Origin of the sequence: Anaeromusa sp. (assembly GCF_028691475.1) — a bacterium.
Classification (GTDB): domain Bacteria; phylum Bacillota; class Negativicutes; order Anaeromusales; family Anaeromusaceae; genus Anaeromusa.
Window position 1 is genome coordinate 1 of record NZ_JAQUZF010000008.1, and the last position, 18,468, is coordinate 18,468.

Genomic DNA, 18,468 nt, shown 5'->3' on the forward strand with positions numbered 1-18,468 from the left:
GGTCAGCAGCCACCAATACCGGCTACCAGTCAGCAGCCACCAATACAGGCAACAAGTCAGCAGCCACCAATACCGGCTACCGGTCAGCAGCCACCAATACCGGCTACCAGTCAGCAGCCACCAATACAGGCAACAAGTCAGCAGCCACCAATACCGGCTACCGGTCAGCAGCCACCAATACCGGCAACCAGTCAGCAGCCACCAATACAGGCGACTGGTCAGCAGCCACCAATACAGGCGACCGGTCAGGAGCCACAGTAGAGGGGAAAGAATCAGTGGCAATCGCAACTGGGTACGAAAGCAAAGCGCGAGGCGCGGTAGGATGCTGGATCGTCTTGACTGAGTGGAAAGAAATTGATGATGAATACCATATTATTGATGTTAAATCAATAAAAGTAGACGGTGAAAAAATCAAACCTAACACATTTTACCGCCTTGTTAATGGCGAGTTTGTGGAGGTAGAAGATGAATGACAACCTGATTGTTGATTGTCAGAACCGGCTTGAATCCGTAAGGTCTGCTGCTGATGCGGCAAGGCGTGACGGCGACACGACGGTCTTTGAGGACTTGTGTAGCGTGATTTGGTGCTTAGAAGCTGAGCTTCTTTTTGAAAGGAGACGGAGAGCATGGATGGTCTGAAACGGTGCAAACAGTGCAATAAAATCTTGCAAAGCACGTTCGAGCATGAGGAAGGCAAGTGCGAAGATTGCTTGCTTACCGAACCTTGCTCCAACTGCGGCGAGATGGTGAAAACTGATGATATGGTGCAATCGTTCTACGCTGATGGCTGGCTTTGTCCTGAGTGCGCAGAAGCGATTGAGAAGGAGGCCAAGCATGGTTTACCTTGTGCGAGTTGAGAGCAAAAAGAGAATCAAGGGAATCTCTGTAGCGGCGAATATCGCTGTTGAGGAAATCGACGAGAAGCGAGCGCAGGACATTGCAAGCAGGATGTTTGCACATCAAGAAGGGCTTGCGCTGGCAGCAGTCAAGGTTACAAAAGTTAGTTTGGAGGTGGCGTAATGAAACACTATGATGCATTGCGCAGCGTTCCGAAAGACGCTCTTAAAACTATCGAGTTTGGCAATCTCAAAGGCAAGTCGGATATTAACCCTCAGTGGCGCTATGAGGCCATGACTAAAGAGTTTGGGCCTTGCGGCGTTGGCTGGAAGTTTGAAGTGGTGAACACTTGGACCCAACCTGCTAATGATGGTCAAGTGATGGTTTTCGTTGAGGTGAGAGCCTACATCAAAGAGGGCAACGAGTGGAGCGCACCTGTACCGGCTATTGGCGGTGACTTCCTAATGAAGAAAGATAAAAACGGCTTACACGGTAATGATGAAGCCTACAAAATGGCAACTACGGATGCATTAGGAACGGCTTTAAAGATGTTTGGCGTTGCCGCTGACATTTATCGCGGTATGAATGACACAAAGTATTCCAGACAGCCGCAACAGGCTGCTCCTGCGGCGAACAAGCCGAACCATACCACTTTTACCAACGCAACAGTAAAAACGTCTCAGGGGGCCAATACAAGCGTTTATAAGTGTGCTGAGTGTGGCGAGACGATTACTGAGAATGTCGCTAAGTTTAGCGCAAGCAAGTTTAAAAGAGCGTTGTGCATGAAGTGCCAACAGAAAGGGGCAACAGCATGACTAATTTAGCGGAACAACTGGAAACAAGACTCTCCGGCGAGGTTGATGAAAAGTTTGTTGTGAAAGACCTGCGCTCGGTAGAGTGGGTGGTTCGGAAAATTAAGGCCAAGCAGCGCGAAGTGGAAGAAGCTAAAGTGCTGGCGGCTGAACAGGTCAAGGAAATCAACGAATGGCTGCAAACGGTTGTGAATGATGCGCAGCAAGACATTCAGAGGCTTGAAATGCTCCTAGCGCCATACTTGGAATCAGAATCAGCAGAGCGAGGTAAGAAGTCGATCAAGGTGCCGGCTGGCGTTGCGAAGATCAAAAAGCAGCCGTTGCAATACTTGGTTGACGGAGCAAGCGCCGGCGCAGTAACACCTAAACTACTTGAGTGGGTAAAGGAAAATGATCCTTGCTTTATCAAGACGGAAATCAAAGAAAGTGTTTCCTGGGGCGAACTGAAAAAGACGCTCAAAGTAGATCATGAAAGTGGTCGCGTGTACAGCGAGAACGGAGAGGAAATCGTCTTTCTGCAGGCGTATCAGCCTCCAGACAAGGTAGTGGTAGAGTAACAAAAATGATTGAGAGGGGGCGCTCAGCCCCCTTTGGGGGTGAAGGAATGGCTGGATGGGTGAAGTTGCATAGATGCTTATTAGAAAAAGCCATATGGAAAGATTCTACATTGGAGCAAAAAACGATTCTTGTTACGTTACTTCTCATGGCTAATCATAGTGAAAAATCTTGGGTTTGGAAGGGTAAAAAATTTACCGCTAAGCCTGGTCAATTTGTGACAAGCCTTGAAAAAATTGCTGCTGCTTGTGGAAGTTGGCTAACAAACCAAAATGTACGTACTGCGTTAGCAAAGTTTGAAAAACTCGAATTTCTAACAAACGAATCAACAAACACAGGGAGGCTCATAACTATAGTAAATTGGGGCCTCTACCAAGAAAAAGAAGACGAAGCTAACAAACAACCTAACAGGCAGCTAACAGACCATCAACAAACAGCTAACAAACAACCTAACACCTACCAAGAATATAAGAAAGATAAGAATGATAAAGAAGATCTCTCTACGGGCGAAAGCGGAGATGAGATTCCGCATTCGCTGAGATTGCAAAAATACATTTCTGAACAGCTTGGAGTGTTTTGTTTAGCTCATACAGATTTGGGAATTATAAAAACATTTGCTGACAGAATCGATAGAGATGAATTAAATCCTCTCTTGTTGGATGCGGCAATAAAACACTCAGCAAAGAACGGAGCAAGGAGCGCATCTTACATCTACAAAGTTTTGAGCGGATGGGAGTCTAAGGGAATAAGAGCTCCGGACGAAATAAACGGAGCCAGAAAGGAGAGGGACGCTGTTGAGGATGTCCCAATACTGAACTTTGACAGATACAAGTCTTGAGCAACAAGTCATTGCGGCGATGCTGACAGACGGTGATTGTCTGAATGACGGGCTGGCTGAACTGAAAGCAGAAGACTTCTCAGACAGATTTCACCAGCATGTTTTCGAGGCTATGAACAGCATGTGGCAGAAAGAACAGCCGGTAAACGCAATCACGGTCTACGAAGAGATCAAGTCGATTGCTAAAGGGCGCGGAACATCGTGGATGTCGCTGAAAGATGCGTATTGGCCTAAAGGCACATTCTCAGACATGGTGCGGCGCGTCGCAGACTTCTCGAAAGCGAGAAAGCTGGCGGCGGCAGCACAAGCGGCTATACAGGCTTGCAGAGAGAATGAGCCGGTTGATTCGGTTATCGACAGCCTTGAAAGCGAACTGTTTGGCTTAACCGCTGGCGAAGGGAAAGAGGACGTTGTAACGCCTAAACAGCAAGCCGAGGACATTCTCAGTGTGGTTGCTGAGCGCATGGACGAGAAAAGCCGCAACAAGAAGTGCCTGTATACTGCATCGTTCGAGCTTAACACGGCAACAGGCGGACTTGAAGCAGGCGACTTGGTGATTATCTCAGGGCCAACAGGCGGCGGCAAGACAGCGCTAACGCAGAACATCGTCAAGGACATTGCAATCACGCAGAAAGTCAGCGCTCTTTATATCAACACGGAAATGAGCAAAGGGCAGATGGCCTTGCGGTGGGCGGCAATCCTGTCCAGCGATGATGCGGTAAATAATACCTCTCTGAGAGCTGGCAAGATCACAGACGAGCAGTTTGGCAAGCTGACAGGTGATTTAGATGCCATGTACAACGGCGGCTTGCATACGGTGACCATTCCTGAGTTGACGATTCCGAAGATGATGTCAGCGATTCGCCGGTATTCTATGCAGCACGGCATTAGGCTGGTGGCGGTTGACTACATCGGGCGCGTGGATACGATGAACAGCAGCAAGGACGATTGGAAACAGCTATTATCCGCGGCAAAGAAGCTGAAAACAGTCGGGCAGAAATACGGCTTGGTTGTGCTGATGGTAGCGCAAAATGACAAGTCGGGAAACCTTGCAATGGCCTCCTATATGGAGCATGAGGCAGACCTTCGCCTTCACGTTAGGCCGCTAGACGAGAAAGAGCAAGCAAAATACGGCGATCCCTGGAACTACACGGTGCAGATTAAAAAAGGCCGGTCAGCGCCGAAAGGGTTGATTCCGGTTCGCTACGTGGGGAACAAATTAACGTTTGTTTACGACAAGGAGGTGGCGCAACACTATGCAATTTTGGACGCTGCGGAACAAAAACAAAGAGAAGCTGCAATGGCTGAAAGGGCTGCGTCTCAAGGTGACTTTGCAAGCGATCAACGGCGAGAAAGAAACGCTGCAATGCCGTGGTGAGTTGGCGAGGATAAATAATCTGATTGGCAGGTTGCATGAGAGGGGGAGACTGGCATGAGCGAGTGCAAGAAGACGTGCGGGAACTGTGCTGTAGCTGATTTTGTTGGCAAGAAGCTTATTTGCAATATTATGGGATTTGACGTGAACGAAAACGACAATTGCTGCTATTGGGAACCTAACTTTGAAAAGACTTGCAAGACGTACAAACAAGAGCGCGACGCTCTGCAAGCGCAGGTGGATGTGCTGCGTGGGTCGCTGGAAACGGCAACTGATTATCTGTACAATCCGTTTGAACCAGACAACCAATGCGCACAGTACAAAAACATTAAAAACATACTGCAAACTACGCCAGCAGAAGCCGCCGAGCGTGTGCAGAAGTTGGTTGAGGCGTTAGAGGATGTTTGCGAAGAGTTTCACGATGTAGAAACAGACTTATGCACAAGTACACAGAGAATGTATGAAAAAGCGCAAAAAGCTATCTCCGAATGGAGGATTTACAAATGTTCGTCATAGGCTTTCTAGCCGGCAGCGTGTTCGGAGGCTGCTTTGGCGTGATGTTCGCGGCGCTGTGTGTGGCTGCGAAGTGCGAGAAGGAGGCGAGGTTGTGAGTAGCGAGTTTACTTGCAAAAAGAGTACAGTCGAAAAGTATGATATTCGATGGAATCGTGGAGAGTGGGCACTGTTTACGATCGACCTTGAGACGAACACAATGCAATGCCATAGTTCTTTCGGAGATTATGCCTATAGTTGGAGTAGCCCCGGAGAATCTTTCAAAAGGTTTCTTATCGGACTTGAAAAAGATTGTGGTTATTTACTGAACAAGGTTTCTCGCCCTGTGTTTGATTTTGACGAATCAATAAAACGCTGGAAAGAAATGATTATTGATTATCGTCGAGACGGTAGTATTGACAAAGAAGCGGCTAGAGATTGCTGGCAGGTAGTTGTTGACTGTGAAAGTTATGGCGTTGAAGAAGAAGGATATTGCTATTCCATAGTAGCTGATAGCAGCACTATCACAGAGCATTTTTTTGATGCTTGGGAAACTTTTGCAGGAGTGAAAACATTCCCTGCCGCAGCTATGACTTTCGGAAAAGTAATCTGGCCTATGCTTTGCAAGGTGCTGCGTGAAGAGCAGGAGCAACAGCCATGACAGACGAGCAAAAGCGTCTCATAGCTGAACTTTCCAAGCAAGGAAAATCTGACCCTAAGATAGCTAAGCTAATCGGCATAAGCAGGTCAGTAATTGGCAAGTATCGCAGGGACATGGGAATTAAGCCTGCTGTAACGAGAGGCGCTAAAACTAAGTTATCTGATGCAGAGCAAGAGCGCCGCATGATGCTGTACAACAAAGGACTAACTGATGCGGCTCTGGCGGTGGCGCTGAATCTGACTAAAGCGGCTGTAAGCGAGTGGAGAAGGAGAAGCAACAATCTTCCTGCCAATATCGGAAAGCATAACGCTAACAGGCCGATGCCTAAGCCGCACTCATACAAGCCGGCGCCAAAAGGAGCCGCTTGCGGAACCTGCAGGCATTGGGAGCCAAGTCAACCGGAGCCGGCGAAGTGCAAGCGGTGCGATCACAGGGAAGCATGGGAGGCGGTTTGATGATTCTCTTAGCAATCGACCCGGGTAACATCGAATCCGCGTATGTGGTAGTAGACAAAGACTATAAGCCGCTAGAGGTAGCCAAGGTTGAGAATGAGCAGCTAAACAAGATGCTGCCTGAGATTATCAAGAAGCACAAGGTAAAGTCCTTCGCCTTTGAAATGATTGCCAGTTACGGAATGGCTGTTGGCGCGGAAGTGTTTGAAACGTGCCTGTGGATAGGAAGGTTTTTGGAAACGGTCAATCAGACAAGCGTTGCGTCATTCCACAAGATTTATCGCAAGGACGAGAAGATGGTCATTTGCGGCAGCATGAGGGCGAAGGATGCGAACATACGCAGGGCGCTGATAGACCGCTTTGCAAAGCATGATTTGAAAAACGGCAAAGGCACTAAGAAAAACCCGGACTGGTTTTACGGATTCAAGGCAGATTGTTGGGCCGCCTTTGCGGTGGCTGTGGCTTGTAGAGAGAGGGAGGCATAACTATGAAACCTCGTTACGACACAATCGGTCAGTCAGGAAGACAGGCTAGGAAGATGGAGAAGCAGCGTAAAGCGAAAGAGCGTATATGTCAGATTGTTGTGGCGGTGATGCGGAAATGAAGATGCTTTCGCTCTTTTCCGGTATAGGTGGGATCGACCTTGCAGCTCAGTGGGCTGGAATTGAGACGGTGGCTTTTTGCGAGATAGAGCCGTTTTGCCAGAAGGTGCTGAAAAAGCACTGGCCTAATGTGCCGATATTTGAGGATGTGAAGAAACTAGGAAGGGAGGCGTTAGAGGATGCAGGAATCGGCAGAGTTGACATTGTGGCCGGCGGATATCCTTGCCAGCCATACAGTCTTACCGGGGAGCGAAAAGGCCATGAAGATGACAGAGCGCTCTGGCCTGAGATGTTTAGAATTATATCCGAAGTCAGGCCAGATTGGGTTATTGGCGAAAATGTTGCTGGTCATGTATCCTTGGGCCTCGACAATGTGCTATCTGACTTGGAAAGTGTCGGCTACTCCACGCAAGCGTTTATTGTTCCGGCTTGTTCCGTTGGTGGTTATCACAGAAGGGACAGGGTCTTTACTGTGGCCAACATTGACAGCAAGCGAGTGGAAAGGAGTATCAAAAAACAGATTTTTCGGGAGCCACACATACCGTTCCGACAAATTGGCAAGTCGTTTCAGGAAGCGGAAAGAAGATTTGACTCATTTGAATCCAGATTATGCAGAAGCCTTTATGGGCTTCCCAATGGGGTGGACCGAATTAAAGCATTAGGCAATGCCGTAGTGCCCCAACAAATCTATCCAATCTTTGCGGCAATAGCCGAGATAGAGAGGTGTAAAGATGCAATCTGAGGGCAAAGACATATCTCGCGACTTAGAGTATCACATCGCTAGAGCAGACAGAAATTATCTCAAAGACGGTATCCATCGTGCGGTTATCACAACGCCAGGTTGCTACATGGTGACAACTGTCGAGCGAGCTGAGAAGACGATTGGCGATACTCTGTACAGGACAGACCGCAGGCCAAAAGAACCGGCGCAGATGCAATGCTTTGCGGTGTATGGAGGGATGGGGAATGAGAATACTAGTGGCCTGTGAAGAATCTCAGGCGGTAACCATTGAACTGCGAAAACTTGGTCATGAGGCGTATTCTTGCGACATTGAGCCTTGCACAGGAGGCCATCCTGAGTGGCATTTACAGCAAGACGTTGAACCGTTATTAAAAATGCATTGGGATATGATTATTGCCTTCCCTCCTTGTACTTATCTTACCAACGCAGGGGCGCGGCACTTGTGGAAGGGCGGCGAGTTGAACAAAGAGAGATATGAAAAAGGGTTAGAAGCAAAAGAATTCTTCCTCCAATTTTACAACGCGAACTGCAAAAGAATCTGCATTGAGAACCCAACGCCAAGCAAGGTTTATAAGTTGCCAGAAAAGACGCAAGTAATTCAGCCGTATCAATTCGGGCATCCGTTTACAAAACGAACACAACTTTGGCTGAAAGGGTTGCCGCCTCTTGCTCCTACAAAAATAGTTGAACCTGATAAAACGTGGTGTCCTAGTGGATCTTATAGCAAAAAACATGGCGAGAAGCATCGTGGAGTTTTCACGACAGACCGGGCGCGTAACAGAGCGAAAACATTTGAAGGAATAGCAAAGGCTATGGCTACACAGTGGGCAGGGGAGGCGTGAGGGCATGAATCTATGCGAAACCTGCGCGTATTATCTAGGGCTAAATTATAGCGGCGAAAAAGTCAGATGCAAGAAGCGAGGAACAAAAAGAGCAAGGGCTTGGAAGTGCCTACACTACAAGGAGGGCTGCTGAGTGGAATTTATCGTGGTGCAGAATCGGTCAAGGCATGGGATTAGCAACAAGGGTAAGCACATCATGCACGGTGAGCCGGTAACGTCTTATATTGCGGCGCTGGAAATCAAAAGAGACGTGGAGGCGAAGATAAAGGGGCCAGTACCGGTAGGAACGATTTGCGTTTACGAAGTGCGCAGGGTGCTGTGATGGAGTTAGAGCAGGTGACGTTATGCGAGGCCGAGATAAAGCAGCGCAAAGGGTACGTGATTATCTGCACAGTAGAGACGTGCTGGGGATGTTTGGCGTACATAGCGCCGGCATATCAAGCCAAAAGAGAGGGGTTCAAGCGATGATTCCAACCAAAGACCGCCGGCAGGTTTGCCTTGAACAATGCGCGGTGTATGACGGTATTAAAAAGCCTGGCATGATTCCAACCGAGACATGGGAGCGCTGCGAATGCTGCGAAAAAGAGGCGGAGTACATCACGGCGGCGCACATGGCAGGTCATGGATATAGTTGCCGGAGCGAGGCAATTAAGGCCGGGGCGCTGGTAAAGGTGCAGAAAAACTTTAAAAGGAGTGCATGAGTAATGAATCGCGTAATTTTAGTGGGGCGCTTAGCACAAGATCCGGAGGTGCGTTATACGGCGGCCGGTAAGGCAGTAGCATCGTTTTCGCTGGCTGTCAGCCGCCGCGTGGGGCAGGGACAAGAACAGACTGATTTTATTCCTGTGGTTTGCTGGGAGAAGTTGGGCGAGATAGTCGGTAACAATCTCACTAAGGGCCGCCGCATTCTCGTAGAAGGTCGGTTGCAAATTCGCTCGTATGAGGCGCAGGACGGAAGCAAACGGCGCGTAGCGGAAATTGTAGCGCAGAATGTAGAGTTTTTGGACAGCAAGAACGGCAATGCTCCAAAGGAAGACGCCAACAATCAAAATGGCTATGGGTTCGGGCCGAGCGTGCCGGATGATCAGGACATACCTTTTTAGCAAATTTGGTTAATTTGAACTAACATTTTGTTAATTGATTTGTTAATTCATTGTTAGTTGCCGAATAGTTAATAAAACGGCAAACGATGTTCAAAAAATGTTTATAAATCTATGCGCCAGAAAAACAAACTTGGCGCATAAGTGGCGCATAAGTGGCGCAAAGATATCAATATCATAAATATGATATGTGCGAGAATGAATATGATATGTGGGCGTAAAGCCCCCCTGGGAGGGGTAAAGATGCGAGACTTTGAGCAAGACAGGAAGATTTGCGTAGCGCAGAATAGCTTTGTTCATTGCAAGCAAGACGAGGCTGAGTGCTGGAAAAAAGAATTTCGGCAGAAAGCAAACTCCAAAGATAACGGCGCGAACTCTGATGATAAGGAAGGGAACTCCAAAGATAAAGAAAAATTTGGTCCAATGCTAAGGCAAGGGATGCCTGTTGATTTGGAGGCCAGCAAATGAAACCATGCTTAGCCTACGCCAATAACTCCCTGCCGCGTCAAATCCTCCACATACTATGCGAGGTGTGGGAAGTGGTCAAAGAGCTGCTCAAGGGCGATTATGAGCGTGCTGGGGAAGAACTGGTCGATGTGCAGGTAGCGTGCGAGACGCTGTTGTATATCATCGGCTATCAGAGCGAGTCAGAACGGAACCGGATCAGGAATAAGGTGGATCGGAAAAATGCGTTGAGGGGTTATCATGCGGAGGCGAAGCAATGATCTTTGAGCAACGAGGCCAGCAAATAGGCGCTCTTGTAGATAGCAAGCAAGCGCAGTACGGCGATGCTGTGAGCGCAAGCCATAAGGTGATGCTAGAGTTGTTTCCGCAAGGTGTGTCGGTGGATAAGTTGGGCGATATGCTATTGATTGTGCGTATCATCGACAAGCTGTGCAGGCTAACTCGAGGTAATGGCGAGGGCGGTGAGGACGCTTGGGCTGATATTGCAGGCTATGGGCTGTTAGGTATGCGGCATCGGGAACAGGTTGAGGCTGTGGAGCAGATGAACACGAATGAGAGTGAGCAAACGCTGCTTGACCAACTACTTAAAAAAAGAGCAGAACAGGCATAAACAAAGGGAGGCTTAGACCTCCCTATTTGGCTTTATATGATTTGGAGGTGGCGAGATGTTAGCAGCGGTAGATTTTAAGAGACAAGACCGGATTGCGGCTGATTGGCTGTTAAACTACCATGACAGGCGCAGGGATTACATAGACGCGCAGGAATCTTATACGGAGTTATCTGCTACAGTTAATACAGGTATGCCACATGGGAGCGGTACAAGCAATCCTACAGAGCAGAGGGCGCTGTCTTTAGCTGAGCTAGAGCGGCAGAAGATGTGGATAATGACAGTGGAGGATACGGAGGCGATCTTTGGCGAAAAGAAAAAGGCTTTTATTGAGATGCGCAGATTTGCGGAGAATATCAATACAGGGGAAGTCGGGCGCCCGGGGTGGGTTGATTACGTGCAAGCGAGATATGCAGATTGGCATGAGCGGCAATACGGCAAGGCGTTTGTACCGTCGAAAAAGACGATGCAGAACTGGTGGAATGACATTATTGAGGTAGCGGTAAGGGTAGCGATTAGGAGGGGGATACTGTGATGGAAAAGTTTAAAACTGTTTTACTGGTTGTTTTTGCAGCGGCATTGTTTCTTGGATGTTCTTCTGACAAGGGAGATAGAGTACAAGCGGCAAGCAATATCACCGCGGAAAGAGAATTAAGCATTGTCAGTGAAATGGCAGATAAGAACGGGCAGAGAGTTTGTATTTATAGAATTGGAAACGCTAATGTTCCTTGTCTAATTGTTGTTTATGACGCTAATGGTAATTTTAAAAAGGTCATGAATTTCAGAACGAATTAAAAATAATTTAGGGTTGCCCCAAATTAGCCTTTTTACAATGTAATATGAGAGCATGAGTTAATAGGGAGTGCCAATGCGGCGCTCCTTTTTTATTGCAAAAAAATAGCCCTCGCTAGGAGGGCTGAGAGTTAGAAGTAAAATTCTGTACCATTTTTAATTGATGCATCACGGTATTTTTGCAATCCGTCTGTAAAATCCCTAAACCTACAAGCCGGTACGGTTGTCTTGCTGACTGTAGTTGCTGTGTATCCTTCGGACGCAAGGGCCTCGATGTGCTTTTTGGAGTCTGTGGATTTAACCAAGTCGTAAAAGATTCCATCCTCGCCAGTAACCTTGACAAACCGGCAATCGCCTGGTACGCCGTAAGCGTAATCGAAAATCCTGAGTTGGGCGATATACTCTTTCACTTTTCCAAATTCATCGTCGGTAACGGTGATCGAGCGTACACGAGCATCTTTAGATAGTTCTTTTTTGCGACCCGATCCAGTTCTTTTGCCGCCCCATTTGTTTGTAGTCATTTTATTTACCTCCTAAAAAATGATTTTCCAGTTCCGGGAAATAAGCTGCGCTTGTCAAAAAATCGTATTCTTCTTCGCTAAAGTGATTTTTCAGTTCTTTGGCTGCGTCTTTTACCGCTTTAAGCATTTTGCTGCTCCAGCCGATTTTAGCTGCGTCGACGTGACGGTTAAACTCTCTTTTTGCCTTTAGGTAGTTGACGAGGGATTCTTGTTGTTTGTTTGTTAAATCCATTTTGTCGTTCCCCTTTCGTTGTTAACCTTTATCTTGATTTAATAATATCATATCAAGTCAAAGGCGTCAACATGATTTAATAATATTTTTTCAAATTATTTTTAGGAGGTGGCCTAATTGCCGTATATACAATGCAGAGATTGTTTAGAGCGGCAAAAGGGCCGCTGCAACGACAGAAAGATCAATATTGACGGATGCAAGCGCGGCATTACCGCTATTGATTGCATGAGGCCAGGGGAGATAAGGGAAGACCCTGTGCCGCAAGGATACAGAAAAGCGTGGTGGGGATTTTGAACTTGCAGAAGAAAAAGCGCGTCCGGCTGCAAGGACGCGGCATAAGAGCGTTAAACGAGTTTGTTCATGAGCGTGATGATTATGCTTGCGTTGTGCCTGGCTGTGGTAAGTATGTACCTATTGCCGAGAAATGGCATCACGAGTGCTGCGGTGCAAGCAAAGAGGACGTGCCAGAAAAGGGCTGTCTGCTTTGCTGGGAGCACCACCAAGAGAGGCATTTTGGAAAAGGAAGTCAGGCGGTAAAGAAAGCCTGTGAGGACTATTTACGGGGGCTATACCCGGAGGTGTGGAAATGAACTACGCAGGGGAGGAAGACGGCATGAGTGACGAAGACGATCTGTACATACCGGAAGACGGAGGACTGCAAACACATCAGCAATTATTGGCGCTGGTAGAGAACAAGATAGCGGAGACGGCGCGGAAGGTAACGCAGTACAAGGTGGAAAGAGCCAATGCACGCGCTGCGTATGATGATCTTTTGTCTACGGCCAAGATTGTGGCGATTGAGAAGCATAGTCTTAAACCGGCGCACCAAACGCTTATCAATGCTTATGCCAACGCTGACGCCGATGTAAAGATAGCAAAGCAGGCGTGGCTGTTGGCCAAGGCAATGGAGACTAAGGCCGTTGACTGGCTTGAGCAGCTGCAAGGGCAAAGGGATACGCTTAAAGCGTTGGTAAAGAGTCATCATGCAAGTTGGTGATTTTTTTTTTATTTATCCTCGGAGGTGGTGATATTGTAGATGCCAAGAGCCAGGAGTCCAGAAAGAGACAAAGCATACGAAATATGGCGAAGTAGTTCCGGAAAAAAGCCACTAAAGGATATTGCAGAAGAGCTTGGCGTCTCCGATGTGAAGGTAAGGAAGTGGAAAAACACCGACAAGTGGGACGAAAAGTTGAAAGGGAACGTACCAAAACAAGTTAAGACGGCAGTTAAAGCTGTTTTTACTGCACCGGAGAACGAGGAGCTAACAGAGAGAGAGCAGTTATTCTGCAGGTTCTTCGTTAATAACCGCAATGCAACGCAAGCAGCAATTAAGGCTGGGTATTCTCCGAACACAGCGAGAGTTATAGGGTACGAGAACCTTACAAAACCTTACATTCGTTCCGAAATAGAACGGCTTAAAGGAATACAGAACCAAGCACTCATTCTGTCGGCCGACGATATAGTCGAGCGCTACATGCGCATAGCCTTTGCCGATATGACAGATTTTACCGAGTTTGGGACAGAAGACGTTCCTGTTTATGGTGCTGATGGTCAGCAGATCATGCTTGACGATGGCAGCATGGCGACAACAAGGCGCAACTACATGAACTTCAAGAGTCACGAGCAAGTGGACGGCGGTTTGATATGTGAAATCAGCGTTGGCAAGTCTGGGATGAAGGTCAAACTTGAAGACCGGCAAAAGGCGCTTAGTTGGCTGGCTGATTACTTTAATATGAACCCGCAAAACAAGCACAAGCAGTGGTTTGATAAGCAGAGGTTGGATCTGGAAAAACGGAAAATAGAGGTTGCCGAGAACAAGGATAAGCCGCCAGAGAAACAAAGTGTCAAGCCTTATGTGGATGCCCTTAAAGGCACCGTGAGTGAGGTTTGGAACGATGAAGAGTGAAGCGGCGTTCAAGTTCCTTCCCTTCTCTAACAAACAAAAGAAACTGCTTACATGGTGGGTAGAAGGTAGCCCGTACGCAGAATATGACATGATTATTGCTGATGGTTCTGTGCGCTCTGGCAAGACTGTTGCAATGATTGATAGTTTCCTTATGTGGTCGCTTGATTCTTTCGAGAATCAGGCTTTTATTATTGCTTCTAAGTCTGTAGGAGCGCTAAAGCGTAATATACTGCGCCCGATGTTCCAGATTCTTGCGGCAAAGGGAATACCGTACCGCTATAATCGCAGTGAGCATTTCGTACAGATCGGCAGCAACATCTACTATTGCTTCGGGGCTAACAACGAGGCAAGCCAGGATGTACTGCAGGGCTTAACCGCTGCCGGGGCGCTGGCCGATGAAGTAGCGCTGTTTCCGCAGTCCTTTGTAGAGCAGATGATTGCGCGTTGCTCCGTGGCCGGATCTAAGATATGGATGAACTGCAATCCGGAGAGTCCATATCACTTTATTAAGACCGACTACATCGACCAGGCTAAGGAAAAGCGCATACTGCACCTGCATTTTACTCTTGATGACAATTTAAGCCTGTCAGAAGAGATTAAAGAGAGATACAAGCGCCTGTACTCTGGTTTGTGGTACAAGCGCATGATACTAGGCCTGTGGGTGTTGGCGGAGGGGGTTATCTACGACATGTGGGATGAATCAAAGCACGTAGTCAGAGAGGTTCCAAAACTCGATAATGAGTGGATCACGATTGACTACGGCACCGGGAACCCTACGGCGTTTCTGCACCAAGGCTTTAGTCAGCAGGATAAAAAATACTATACGGCAAGGGAATACTACTACAGTAGCCGCGAGACAGGCATACAAAAGACGGATGCTGAGTATTCCAAGGACTTGCAACATTTTACAGGCGGCAAAAGGAAGACGGTTATCGTTGACCCTTCTGCGGCCTCTTTTATTGCCCAATTACGCAAAGATGGCTTTATGGTCATCGAGGCCGAGAATAGTGTGTTGGATGGTATTCGCTGGGTGGCAAGCCTGCTGCAGCAAGAGCAATACGCTGTGCATGACTCCTGCAGCAACACCATCAAAGAGAATGCAACGTATGTGTGGGACCAAAAAGCGCAGGAGCTTGGCCAAGATAAGCCGCTGAAGCAAAAGGACCATGCTAAGGACGCGGAACGCTATGGACTCTATACGAACCGCTGGCTGCTTGACCGCGCAGAAACGGTGACAGGCAAACAAAAACCCCGCAAGTGGGGCAGTATGTAAGGGAGGCAAGATAATGACGCACAATGACCAATTCACTACTATGCGGACGGCCAAAATCACGGCGACAACTACGCCGGTACTGCTGGCTTCCGCTGCTACGCCGCTGCGTGGCCGCCACATGATTGACGTTTATAATGCCAGTGCCGGGGATGTGTATGTGGGACCGGCTGACGTTACGGTGGACACCGGCTTAGGCATCCCCGCTAAGGGCAGTAAGCGCTTTAATATCGCTCCTGGCGAGGGCGTGGCGCTCTATGTGGTGGCTGCATCCAGCGCTGAGGTAAGGATTGCAGAGTATGCTCAGTAATCATCCGCCGATGACGCCGGAGCAGCAGATGATGCTGCAGCGTACGCAAGGTATGGTGCCGCAAGCGCCGGGGCAAATGACGCAGCAGTTACCGCAAGCACCTCCTATGCAGCCAGGAGGGCCGCCTGTGCCGCCGCAACCGGCACAAGGACAACTGCAACAGCCTCCGGGGCCGCCTCCACAACAAGGAGGACCGCCGCAACAGGGCATGGCTAACCCGGACGATCATCAGCAAGACGAGCAGACGCCGCAGATTAGCCTGGACGAGCTGCCGCCGGAACAGTTGGATGTTATCATGCGGCAGTTTAAAAAGGACCGCGACGAGGCCAACCGCTTCTACAAGACCGACATTGAGCCAAAGCTCATTAAGAGGCAAGCCATTGTGGACGCCAAGAAGGAGCATTTCCGGGATAAGTTCCCGAAGCTCTCCGAACTGTCCGAATGGTGCAGCCAGGACGTTAAGAGTACAGTCAACTGGATCATGCCAAGCCTCATGGATGTGTTCTGCGGCACGCAAGCGCCGGTAGATATACAGGGTGTGATGGGCGAGGACGATGAACCGGCTAAGCGACAGCAGACCGTTATCCAGTACCAAGTAGAGCGCAAGAACAGCCTGTTTATGTTCCTGTACGGCATTCTTAACGAGGGCCTGCGCAACAATATGGGCGCGGCAAAAGTGTACTGGAAGCAGGAAAAGAGCCGCATTCCCTTTGCCGTGCTGGCAGACCAGCAAAAACTGCTGGAACTCATTGCTGTCGAGGCCGCTGGGCAGATTGAACTGCAGGAAATTCAACCGCTGACGCCGGAAGGCGACCTTTTCAGCTTACATTTCGACAAAATCAAGCTCAAAAAGAATCAGCCGGTACTGGAAAACCTCTCACCGTCGGAACTGCGCTTCACGTCCGAGGGTAAAAAGCTCTCTGAGTGCCGCTTTGTGGCGCATCGGGCTATTGTAAACGGCGACTATCTGGCTAAGAAAGAGCAAGACGGTATCTTCCAAAACGTCGAAGAGGCCTTGGAGAAGGCCGGAAATGTGCGCTATACCGAGTTAGAGCTGCGCAACAACCCATCCTTGCGGCGTTATGGCAATCAGTACAAGGATGACAAGGCGCTGCGGCAAATCGAGCTGTATGAGGCCTATATGACCTGCGACTACAACGGCGACGGCATCCTTGAAAATGTGGTTTTATGGGCCGTAGGCGACGTGCCTTTGCGTGTGCAGCTCAACGATTATGAGATACCGCCGTTCTTCCTCTTCTCGCCGCTGGTAGACCCGCATCGGATTGTGGGGGATGATTCAGTACCAGAGCTAATTGAGCAGCTTCAAGACCTCAAGACGGCGCTCATGCGGCAAATCATCATCAATGTAGCCAAGAACAATGACCCGCAAACCTTTATCGACGTGGCTAAGGTGGATATAAACGCTGTGCTGGCTGGGGAGAACTACATTCCCGTCAACAATGGCGATCCGCGAGCTGCCGTATTCCCGGTAGCTGTAAACCAGCTGTCTCCGGCGACGTTCAACTTGCTCGAAGTGGTGCAGGGCGAAGTGGAAAGCCGTACCGGCGTAACCCGCTACAATCAAGGGTTGGATGCCTCGTCCTTAAACAAAACCGCCAGCGGCATATCGGCTATCATGGGCGCAGCTAACAAGCGTATGTTGCTGATTGCGCGGACCTTTGCCGAGACAACTTGGCTGCCAATTATCCGTTTTTTGATCTCTCTTAATCAAAAGTACATGGACCGGGAGCAGTTGATTCGCCTCTTAAACCAAGATGTAAGCCCGGAAATGCACGAAATACAGGGAGACTTTGATCTTATCGTCAATGTCGGCAATGGTGCTGGCACGAACGAAATGAAGATCCAAATGCTGCAACAGCTCATGGCGTCGATCATGCCTACGCTAACGCAGATTGGTATTACCACGCCGGAGAATTGGTACAAACTGGCGCAGGAACTCTTCGAGACCATGGGCATGAAGAACACCAAAGACCTGCTAACAGACCCGCAGGAGGTGCAGCAGCAGAAAGCACAGCAGCAACAGCAGGCTATGCAGCAGCAGCTACAGGCGGAACAGCAGAAATTCCAGCAGGAATTGACGTTGGAGCAAGTCAAACAGCAGCCTAATGGCAATATCACATGGAAAGACGCGCCGTTCTTCATCCAAATGGCTATGGCTGCGAGAGCTGGTTTTATACCACAGGAAGTAGCAGATGCGGCCATACAGCAGGCAATCAAGCAGTACATGGTTGTGATGCAACAGCAACAACCTATGGCACCGGCGCAACCTATGCAACCGATGGGAGGTGTTCCGATTGGACAACAAGGCCAAGGCCCGGCAAATCCAGCTACGCCGCCAGGTGGACCAGGGGGAGTTATGCCAAATCTTGCAGGAGGAAGTCCGGGAATGGCTGGATAACGAGCGTAATGCGGCCGTGACGGACATTAAAAACGCCACCAGCAATGAGCAACTATGGGGCGCGAAGTACCGCCTACAGGCGGCAGAATCGTTTGCTGTCCGTATGGCGGAGCAAGTTGGTAAAGGGATCATGGCGAAAGCGTCGCTTGAGAAGGAGTGAAGGAGGTTCTGCAATGGCTAGAAAAACAGCTGCGCAGAAAACTGGCAGCGTAATGGCGAGAAAGTGCAACCAGAAGAAAAAAAGCTGCAAATAGAGAAGGAGGTGGTCGGCCATGGGAACATGGTCGGAATGAGGTGAAGCAGTACCGCAAAAAGCCCGTCGTGATTGAAGCCATGGTCTTCGACGATTCGGTTGAGTGCTTGGAGGCGCTTAGCGCAGCCGGTCTTGATCCGGTTCGAGTGTCGTACAGCACCGGCGAGCCGAAGTTGATTGTTTCGACACTGGAAGGTGATCTTGCCGCAAACGTAGGCGATTACATTATCAAGGGCGTCAAGGGCGAGTTTTACCCCTGCAAACCAGACGTATTTGCAATGACATACGAGCAGCCGTAGGGCTGTTTTTTTATGCCCCGACCACGCCTGTCAAGTCATTAAACTGCCGGGAGACGGACAAGCCATAGAGCAACCGTCACATATTA

Annotated in this window: 31 protein-coding genes; 28 read left to right on the top strand and 3 right to left on the bottom strand. The window is 48.9% G+C overall.

Annotation, left to right across the window (positions count from 1 at the left end; all coding sequences use genetic code 11):
• The coding region (locus PHF27_RS02325; protein ID WP_300065511.1) for a hypothetical protein at positions 1–282 on the bottom strand (282 nt) is incomplete at its 3' end.
• Between PHF27_RS02325 and PHF27_RS02330 the strand changes: the two genes are divergently transcribed.
• The 20 genes from PHF27_RS02330 (at position 276) to PHF27_RS02425 (ending at position 11,175) form a co-directional block, all read left to right on the top strand.
• Positions 276–473, top strand: coding sequence for a hypothetical protein (locus PHF27_RS02330; protein ID WP_300065512.1), 198 nt, complete (start codon positions 276–278; stop codon positions 471–473). The two genes, PHF27_RS02325 and PHF27_RS02330, sit on opposite strands and share 7 nt — an antisense overlap.
• Before the next feature lie 153 nt (positions 474–626).
• Positions 627–857 carry a hypothetical protein gene (locus PHF27_RS02335; protein ID WP_300065513.1) on the top strand — a complete coding sequence of 77 codons (231 nt, stop codon included), beginning with the start codon at positions 627–629 and terminating at the stop codon, positions 855–857.
• On the top strand, positions 835–1,020 hold the full coding sequence (locus PHF27_RS02340; RefSeq protein ID WP_300065515.1) for a hypothetical protein: 186 nt from the start codon (positions 835–837) through the stop codon (positions 1,018–1,020). Before PHF27_RS02335 ends, PHF27_RS02340 begins: the two co-directional genes overlap by 23 nt.
• On the top strand, positions 1,020–1,652 hold the full coding sequence (locus PHF27_RS02345) for a hypothetical protein (RefSeq protein ID WP_300065517.1): 633 nt from the start codon (positions 1,020–1,022) through the stop codon (positions 1,650–1,652). The genes PHF27_RS02340 and PHF27_RS02345 overlap by 1 nt, the downstream gene beginning before the upstream one ends.
• Entirely contained in the window at positions 1,649–2,206 is a 558-nt protein-coding gene (locus PHF27_RS02350; protein ID WP_300065519.1) for a host-nuclease inhibitor Gam family protein, read from the top strand. The genes PHF27_RS02345 and PHF27_RS02350 overlap by 4 nt, the downstream gene beginning before the upstream one ends.
• A 47-nt stretch (positions 2,207–2,253) precedes the next feature.
• Positions 2,254–3,042 (top strand): DnaD domain protein, encoded by a 789-nt coding sequence (locus tag PHF27_RS02355; protein ID WP_300065521.1) that lies wholly within the window; start codon positions 2,254–2,256, stop codon positions 3,040–3,042.
• A 19-nt stretch (positions 3,043–3,061) separates the two neighbouring features.
• A complete protein-coding gene (locus PHF27_RS02360) occupies positions 3,062–4,420 on the top strand; it encodes a DnaB-like helicase C-terminal domain-containing protein (protein ID WP_300065523.1) in 1,359 nt (452 codons plus the stop codon).
• A 54-nt stretch (positions 4,421–4,474) separates the two neighbouring features.
• Positions 4,475–4,933 (top strand): hypothetical protein, encoded by a 459-nt coding sequence (locus PHF27_RS02365; protein WP_300065525.1) that lies wholly within the window; start codon positions 4,475–4,477, stop codon positions 4,931–4,933.
• 91 nt (positions 4,934–5,024) lie between these two features.
• Positions 5,025–5,570 carry a hypothetical protein gene (locus PHF27_RS02370; RefSeq protein WP_300065527.1) on the top strand — a complete coding sequence of 182 codons (546 nt, stop codon included), beginning with the start codon at positions 5,025–5,027 and terminating at the stop codon, positions 5,568–5,570.
• Between the two features lie 364 nt (positions 5,571–5,934).
• Positions 5,935–6,507, top strand: a complete 573-nt coding sequence (locus PHF27_RS02375; RefSeq protein WP_300065529.1) for a hypothetical protein — start codon at positions 5,935–5,937, stop codon at positions 6,505–6,507.
• A gap of 115 nt (positions 6,508–6,622) precedes the next feature.
• A complete protein-coding gene (locus PHF27_RS02380; protein ID WP_300065531.1) occupies positions 6,623–7,366 on the top strand; it encodes a DNA cytosine methyltransferase in 744 nt (247 codons plus the stop codon).
• Between the two features lie 224 nt (positions 7,367–7,590).
• Entirely contained in the window at positions 7,591–8,208 is a 618-nt protein-coding gene (locus PHF27_RS02385) for a hypothetical protein (protein ID WP_300065533.1), read from the top strand.
• Positions 8,209–8,341: 133 nt separating this feature from the next.
• A complete protein-coding gene (locus PHF27_RS02390; RefSeq protein WP_300065535.1) occupies positions 8,342–8,530 on the top strand; it encodes a hypothetical protein in 189 nt (62 codons plus the stop codon).
• A 22-nt stretch (positions 8,531–8,552) separates the two neighbouring features.
• Positions 8,553–8,909, top strand: a complete 357-nt coding sequence (locus tag PHF27_RS02395; protein ID WP_300065537.1) for a hypothetical protein — start codon at positions 8,553–8,555, stop codon at positions 8,907–8,909.
• Between the two features lie 3 nt (positions 8,910–8,912).
• Positions 8,913–9,311: a single-stranded DNA-binding protein gene (locus PHF27_RS02400; RefSeq protein ID WP_300065539.1), complete on the top strand. Its 399-nt coding sequence runs from the start codon at positions 8,913–8,915 to the stop codon at positions 9,309–9,311.
• 240 nt (positions 9,312–9,551) lie between these two features.
• Positions 9,552–9,776, top strand: coding sequence for a hypothetical protein (locus tag PHF27_RS02405; protein WP_300065541.1), 225 nt, complete (start codon positions 9,552–9,554; stop codon positions 9,774–9,776).
• Positions 9,773–10,033 (top strand): hypothetical protein, encoded by a 261-nt coding sequence (locus PHF27_RS02410; protein ID WP_300065543.1) that lies wholly within the window; start codon positions 9,773–9,775, stop codon positions 10,031–10,033. The genes PHF27_RS02405 and PHF27_RS02410 overlap by 4 nt, the downstream gene beginning before the upstream one ends.
• Positions 10,030–10,383: a hypothetical protein gene (locus PHF27_RS02415; RefSeq protein ID WP_300065545.1), complete on the top strand. Its 354-nt coding sequence runs from the start codon at positions 10,030–10,032 to the stop codon at positions 10,381–10,383. Before PHF27_RS02410 ends, PHF27_RS02415 begins: the two co-directional genes overlap by 4 nt.
• A 55-nt stretch (positions 10,384–10,438) precedes the next feature.
• Entirely contained in the window at positions 10,439–10,915 is a 477-nt protein-coding gene (locus PHF27_RS02420; protein WP_300065547.1) for a hypothetical protein, read from the top strand.
• Entirely contained in the window at positions 10,912–11,175 is a 264-nt protein-coding gene (locus tag PHF27_RS02425; protein WP_300065549.1) for a hypothetical protein, read from the top strand. Before PHF27_RS02420 ends, PHF27_RS02425 begins: the two co-directional genes overlap by 4 nt.
• Before the next feature lie 128 nt (positions 11,176–11,303).
• Here the strand turns inward: PHF27_RS02425 and PHF27_RS02430 are convergent, their stop codons facing one another.
• A complete protein-coding gene (locus PHF27_RS02430; protein WP_300065551.1) occupies positions 11,304–11,693 on the bottom strand; it encodes a hypothetical protein in 390 nt (129 codons plus the stop codon).
• A gap of 1 nt (position 11,694) precedes the next feature.
• Complete coding sequence (locus PHF27_RS02435) at positions 11,695–11,925, bottom strand: hypothetical protein (RefSeq protein ID WP_300065553.1); 231 nt, start codon at positions 11,923–11,925, stop codon at positions 11,695–11,697.
• Between the two features lie 278 nt (positions 11,926–12,203).
• On the opposite strand from PHF27_RS02435, the gene PHF27_RS02440 reads away from it, so the two are divergent.
• From PHF27_RS02440 to PHF27_RS02475, 8 genes are all read left to right on the top strand, one after another.
• Positions 12,204–12,515 (top strand): hypothetical protein, encoded by a 312-nt coding sequence (locus PHF27_RS02440; RefSeq protein ID WP_300065555.1) that lies wholly within the window; start codon positions 12,204–12,206, stop codon positions 12,513–12,515.
• On the top strand, positions 12,512–12,922 hold the full coding sequence (locus tag PHF27_RS02445; protein ID WP_300065557.1) for a hypothetical protein: 411 nt from the start codon (positions 12,512–12,514) through the stop codon (positions 12,920–12,922). Before PHF27_RS02440 ends, PHF27_RS02445 begins: the two co-directional genes overlap by 4 nt.
• Positions 12,923–12,961: 39 nt before the next feature.
• Positions 12,962–13,831, top strand: coding sequence for a terminase small subunit (locus PHF27_RS02450; RefSeq protein WP_300065559.1), 870 nt, complete (start codon positions 12,962–12,964; stop codon positions 13,829–13,831).
• Positions 13,821–15,104, top strand: coding sequence for a PBSX family phage terminase large subunit (locus tag PHF27_RS02455; RefSeq protein WP_300065561.1), 1,284 nt, complete (start codon positions 13,821–13,823; stop codon positions 15,102–15,104). Before PHF27_RS02450 ends, PHF27_RS02455 begins: the two co-directional genes overlap by 11 nt.
• A gap of 13 nt (positions 15,105–15,117) precedes the next feature.
• Positions 15,118–15,411, top strand: a complete 294-nt coding sequence (locus PHF27_RS02460; RefSeq protein ID WP_300065563.1) for a hypothetical protein — start codon at positions 15,118–15,120, stop codon at positions 15,409–15,411.
• The gene (locus PHF27_RS02465) at positions 15,401–17,830 is read left to right on the top strand and encodes a hypothetical protein (RefSeq protein ID WP_300065565.1); all 2,430 of its coding nucleotides are present in this window, start codon (positions 15,401–15,403) and stop codon (positions 17,828–17,830) included. Before PHF27_RS02460 ends, PHF27_RS02465 begins: the two co-directional genes overlap by 11 nt.
• Positions 17,799–17,990 (top strand): hypothetical protein, encoded by a 192-nt coding sequence (locus tag PHF27_RS02470; protein ID WP_300065567.1) that lies wholly within the window; start codon positions 17,799–17,801, stop codon positions 17,988–17,990. The genes PHF27_RS02465 and PHF27_RS02470 overlap by 32 nt, the downstream gene beginning before the upstream one ends.
• 134 nt (positions 17,991–18,124) lie before the next feature.
• Positions 18,125–18,382, top strand: a complete 258-nt coding sequence (locus PHF27_RS02475; protein ID WP_300065569.1) for a hypothetical protein — start codon at positions 18,125–18,127, stop codon at positions 18,380–18,382.
• Positions 18,383–18,468: the final 86 nt, after the last annotated feature.

Excerpts from the sequence above, each read along its gene's own strand:
- PHF27_RS02335 (WP_300065513.1), top strand. The coding sequence starts at position 627 with ATGGATGGTCTGAAACGGTGCAAACAGTGCAATAAAATCTTGCAAAGC.
- PHF27_RS02340 (WP_300065515.1), top strand. The coding sequence starts at position 835 with ATGGTTTACCTTGTGCGAGTTGAGAGCAAAAAGAGAATCAAGGGAATC.
- PHF27_RS02345 (WP_300065517.1), top strand. The coding sequence starts at position 1,020 with ATGAAACACTATGATGCATTGCGCAGCGTTCCGAAAGACGCTCTTAAA.
- PHF27_RS02350 (WP_300065519.1), top strand. The coding sequence starts at position 1,649 with ATGACTAATTTAGCGGAACAACTGGAAACAAGACTCTCCGGCGAGGTT.
- PHF27_RS02355 (WP_300065521.1), top strand. The coding sequence starts at position 2,254 with ATGGCTGGATGGGTGAAGTTGCATAGATGCTTATTAGAAAAAGCCATA.
- PHF27_RS02360 (WP_300065523.1), top strand. The coding sequence starts at position 3,062 with ATGCTGACAGACGGTGATTGTCTGAATGACGGGCTGGCTGAACTGAAA.
- PHF27_RS02365 (WP_300065525.1), top strand. The coding sequence starts at position 4,475 with ATGAGCGAGTGCAAGAAGACGTGCGGGAACTGTGCTGTAGCTGATTTT.
- PHF27_RS02380 (WP_300065531.1), top strand. The coding sequence starts at position 6,623 with ATGAAGATGCTTTCGCTCTTTTCCGGTATAGGTGGGATCGACCTTGCA.
- PHF27_RS02385 (WP_300065533.1), top strand. The coding sequence starts at position 7,591 with ATGAGAATACTAGTGGCCTGTGAAGAATCTCAGGCGGTAACCATTGAA.
- PHF27_RS02395 (WP_300065537.1), top strand. The coding sequence starts at position 8,553 with ATGCGAGGCCGAGATAAAGCAGCGCAAAGGGTACGTGATTATCTGCAC.
- PHF27_RS02400 (WP_300065539.1), top strand. The coding sequence starts at position 8,913 with ATGAATCGCGTAATTTTAGTGGGGCGCTTAGCACAAGATCCGGAGGTG.
- PHF27_RS02405 (WP_300065541.1), top strand. The coding sequence starts at position 9,552 with ATGCGAGACTTTGAGCAAGACAGGAAGATTTGCGTAGCGCAGAATAGC.
- PHF27_RS02410 (WP_300065543.1), top strand. The coding sequence starts at position 9,773 with ATGAAACCATGCTTAGCCTACGCCAATAACTCCCTGCCGCGTCAAATC.
- PHF27_RS02415 (WP_300065545.1), top strand. The coding sequence starts at position 10,030 with ATGATCTTTGAGCAACGAGGCCAGCAAATAGGCGCTCTTGTAGATAGC.
- PHF27_RS02420 (WP_300065547.1), top strand. The coding sequence starts at position 10,439 with ATGTTAGCAGCGGTAGATTTTAAGAGACAAGACCGGATTGCGGCTGAT.
- PHF27_RS02430 (WP_300065551.1), bottom strand. The coding sequence starts at position 11,693 with ATGACTACAAACAAATGGGGCGGCAAAAGAACTGGATCGGGTCGCAAA.
- PHF27_RS02435 (WP_300065553.1), bottom strand. The coding sequence starts at position 11,925 with ATGGATTTAACAAACAAACAACAAGAATCCCTCGTCAACTACCTAAAG.
- PHF27_RS02445 (WP_300065557.1), top strand. The coding sequence starts at position 12,512 with ATGAACTACGCAGGGGAGGAAGACGGCATGAGTGACGAAGACGATCTG.
- PHF27_RS02450 (WP_300065559.1), top strand. The coding sequence starts at position 12,962 with ATGCCAAGAGCCAGGAGTCCAGAAAGAGACAAAGCATACGAAATATGG.
- PHF27_RS02455 (WP_300065561.1), top strand. The coding sequence starts at position 13,821 with ATGAAGAGTGAAGCGGCGTTCAAGTTCCTTCCCTTCTCTAACAAACAA.
- PHF27_RS02460 (WP_300065563.1), top strand. The coding sequence starts at position 15,118 with ATGACGCACAATGACCAATTCACTACTATGCGGACGGCCAAAATCACG.
- PHF27_RS02465 (WP_300065565.1), top strand. The coding sequence starts at position 15,401 with ATGCTCAGTAATCATCCGCCGATGACGCCGGAGCAGCAGATGATGCTG.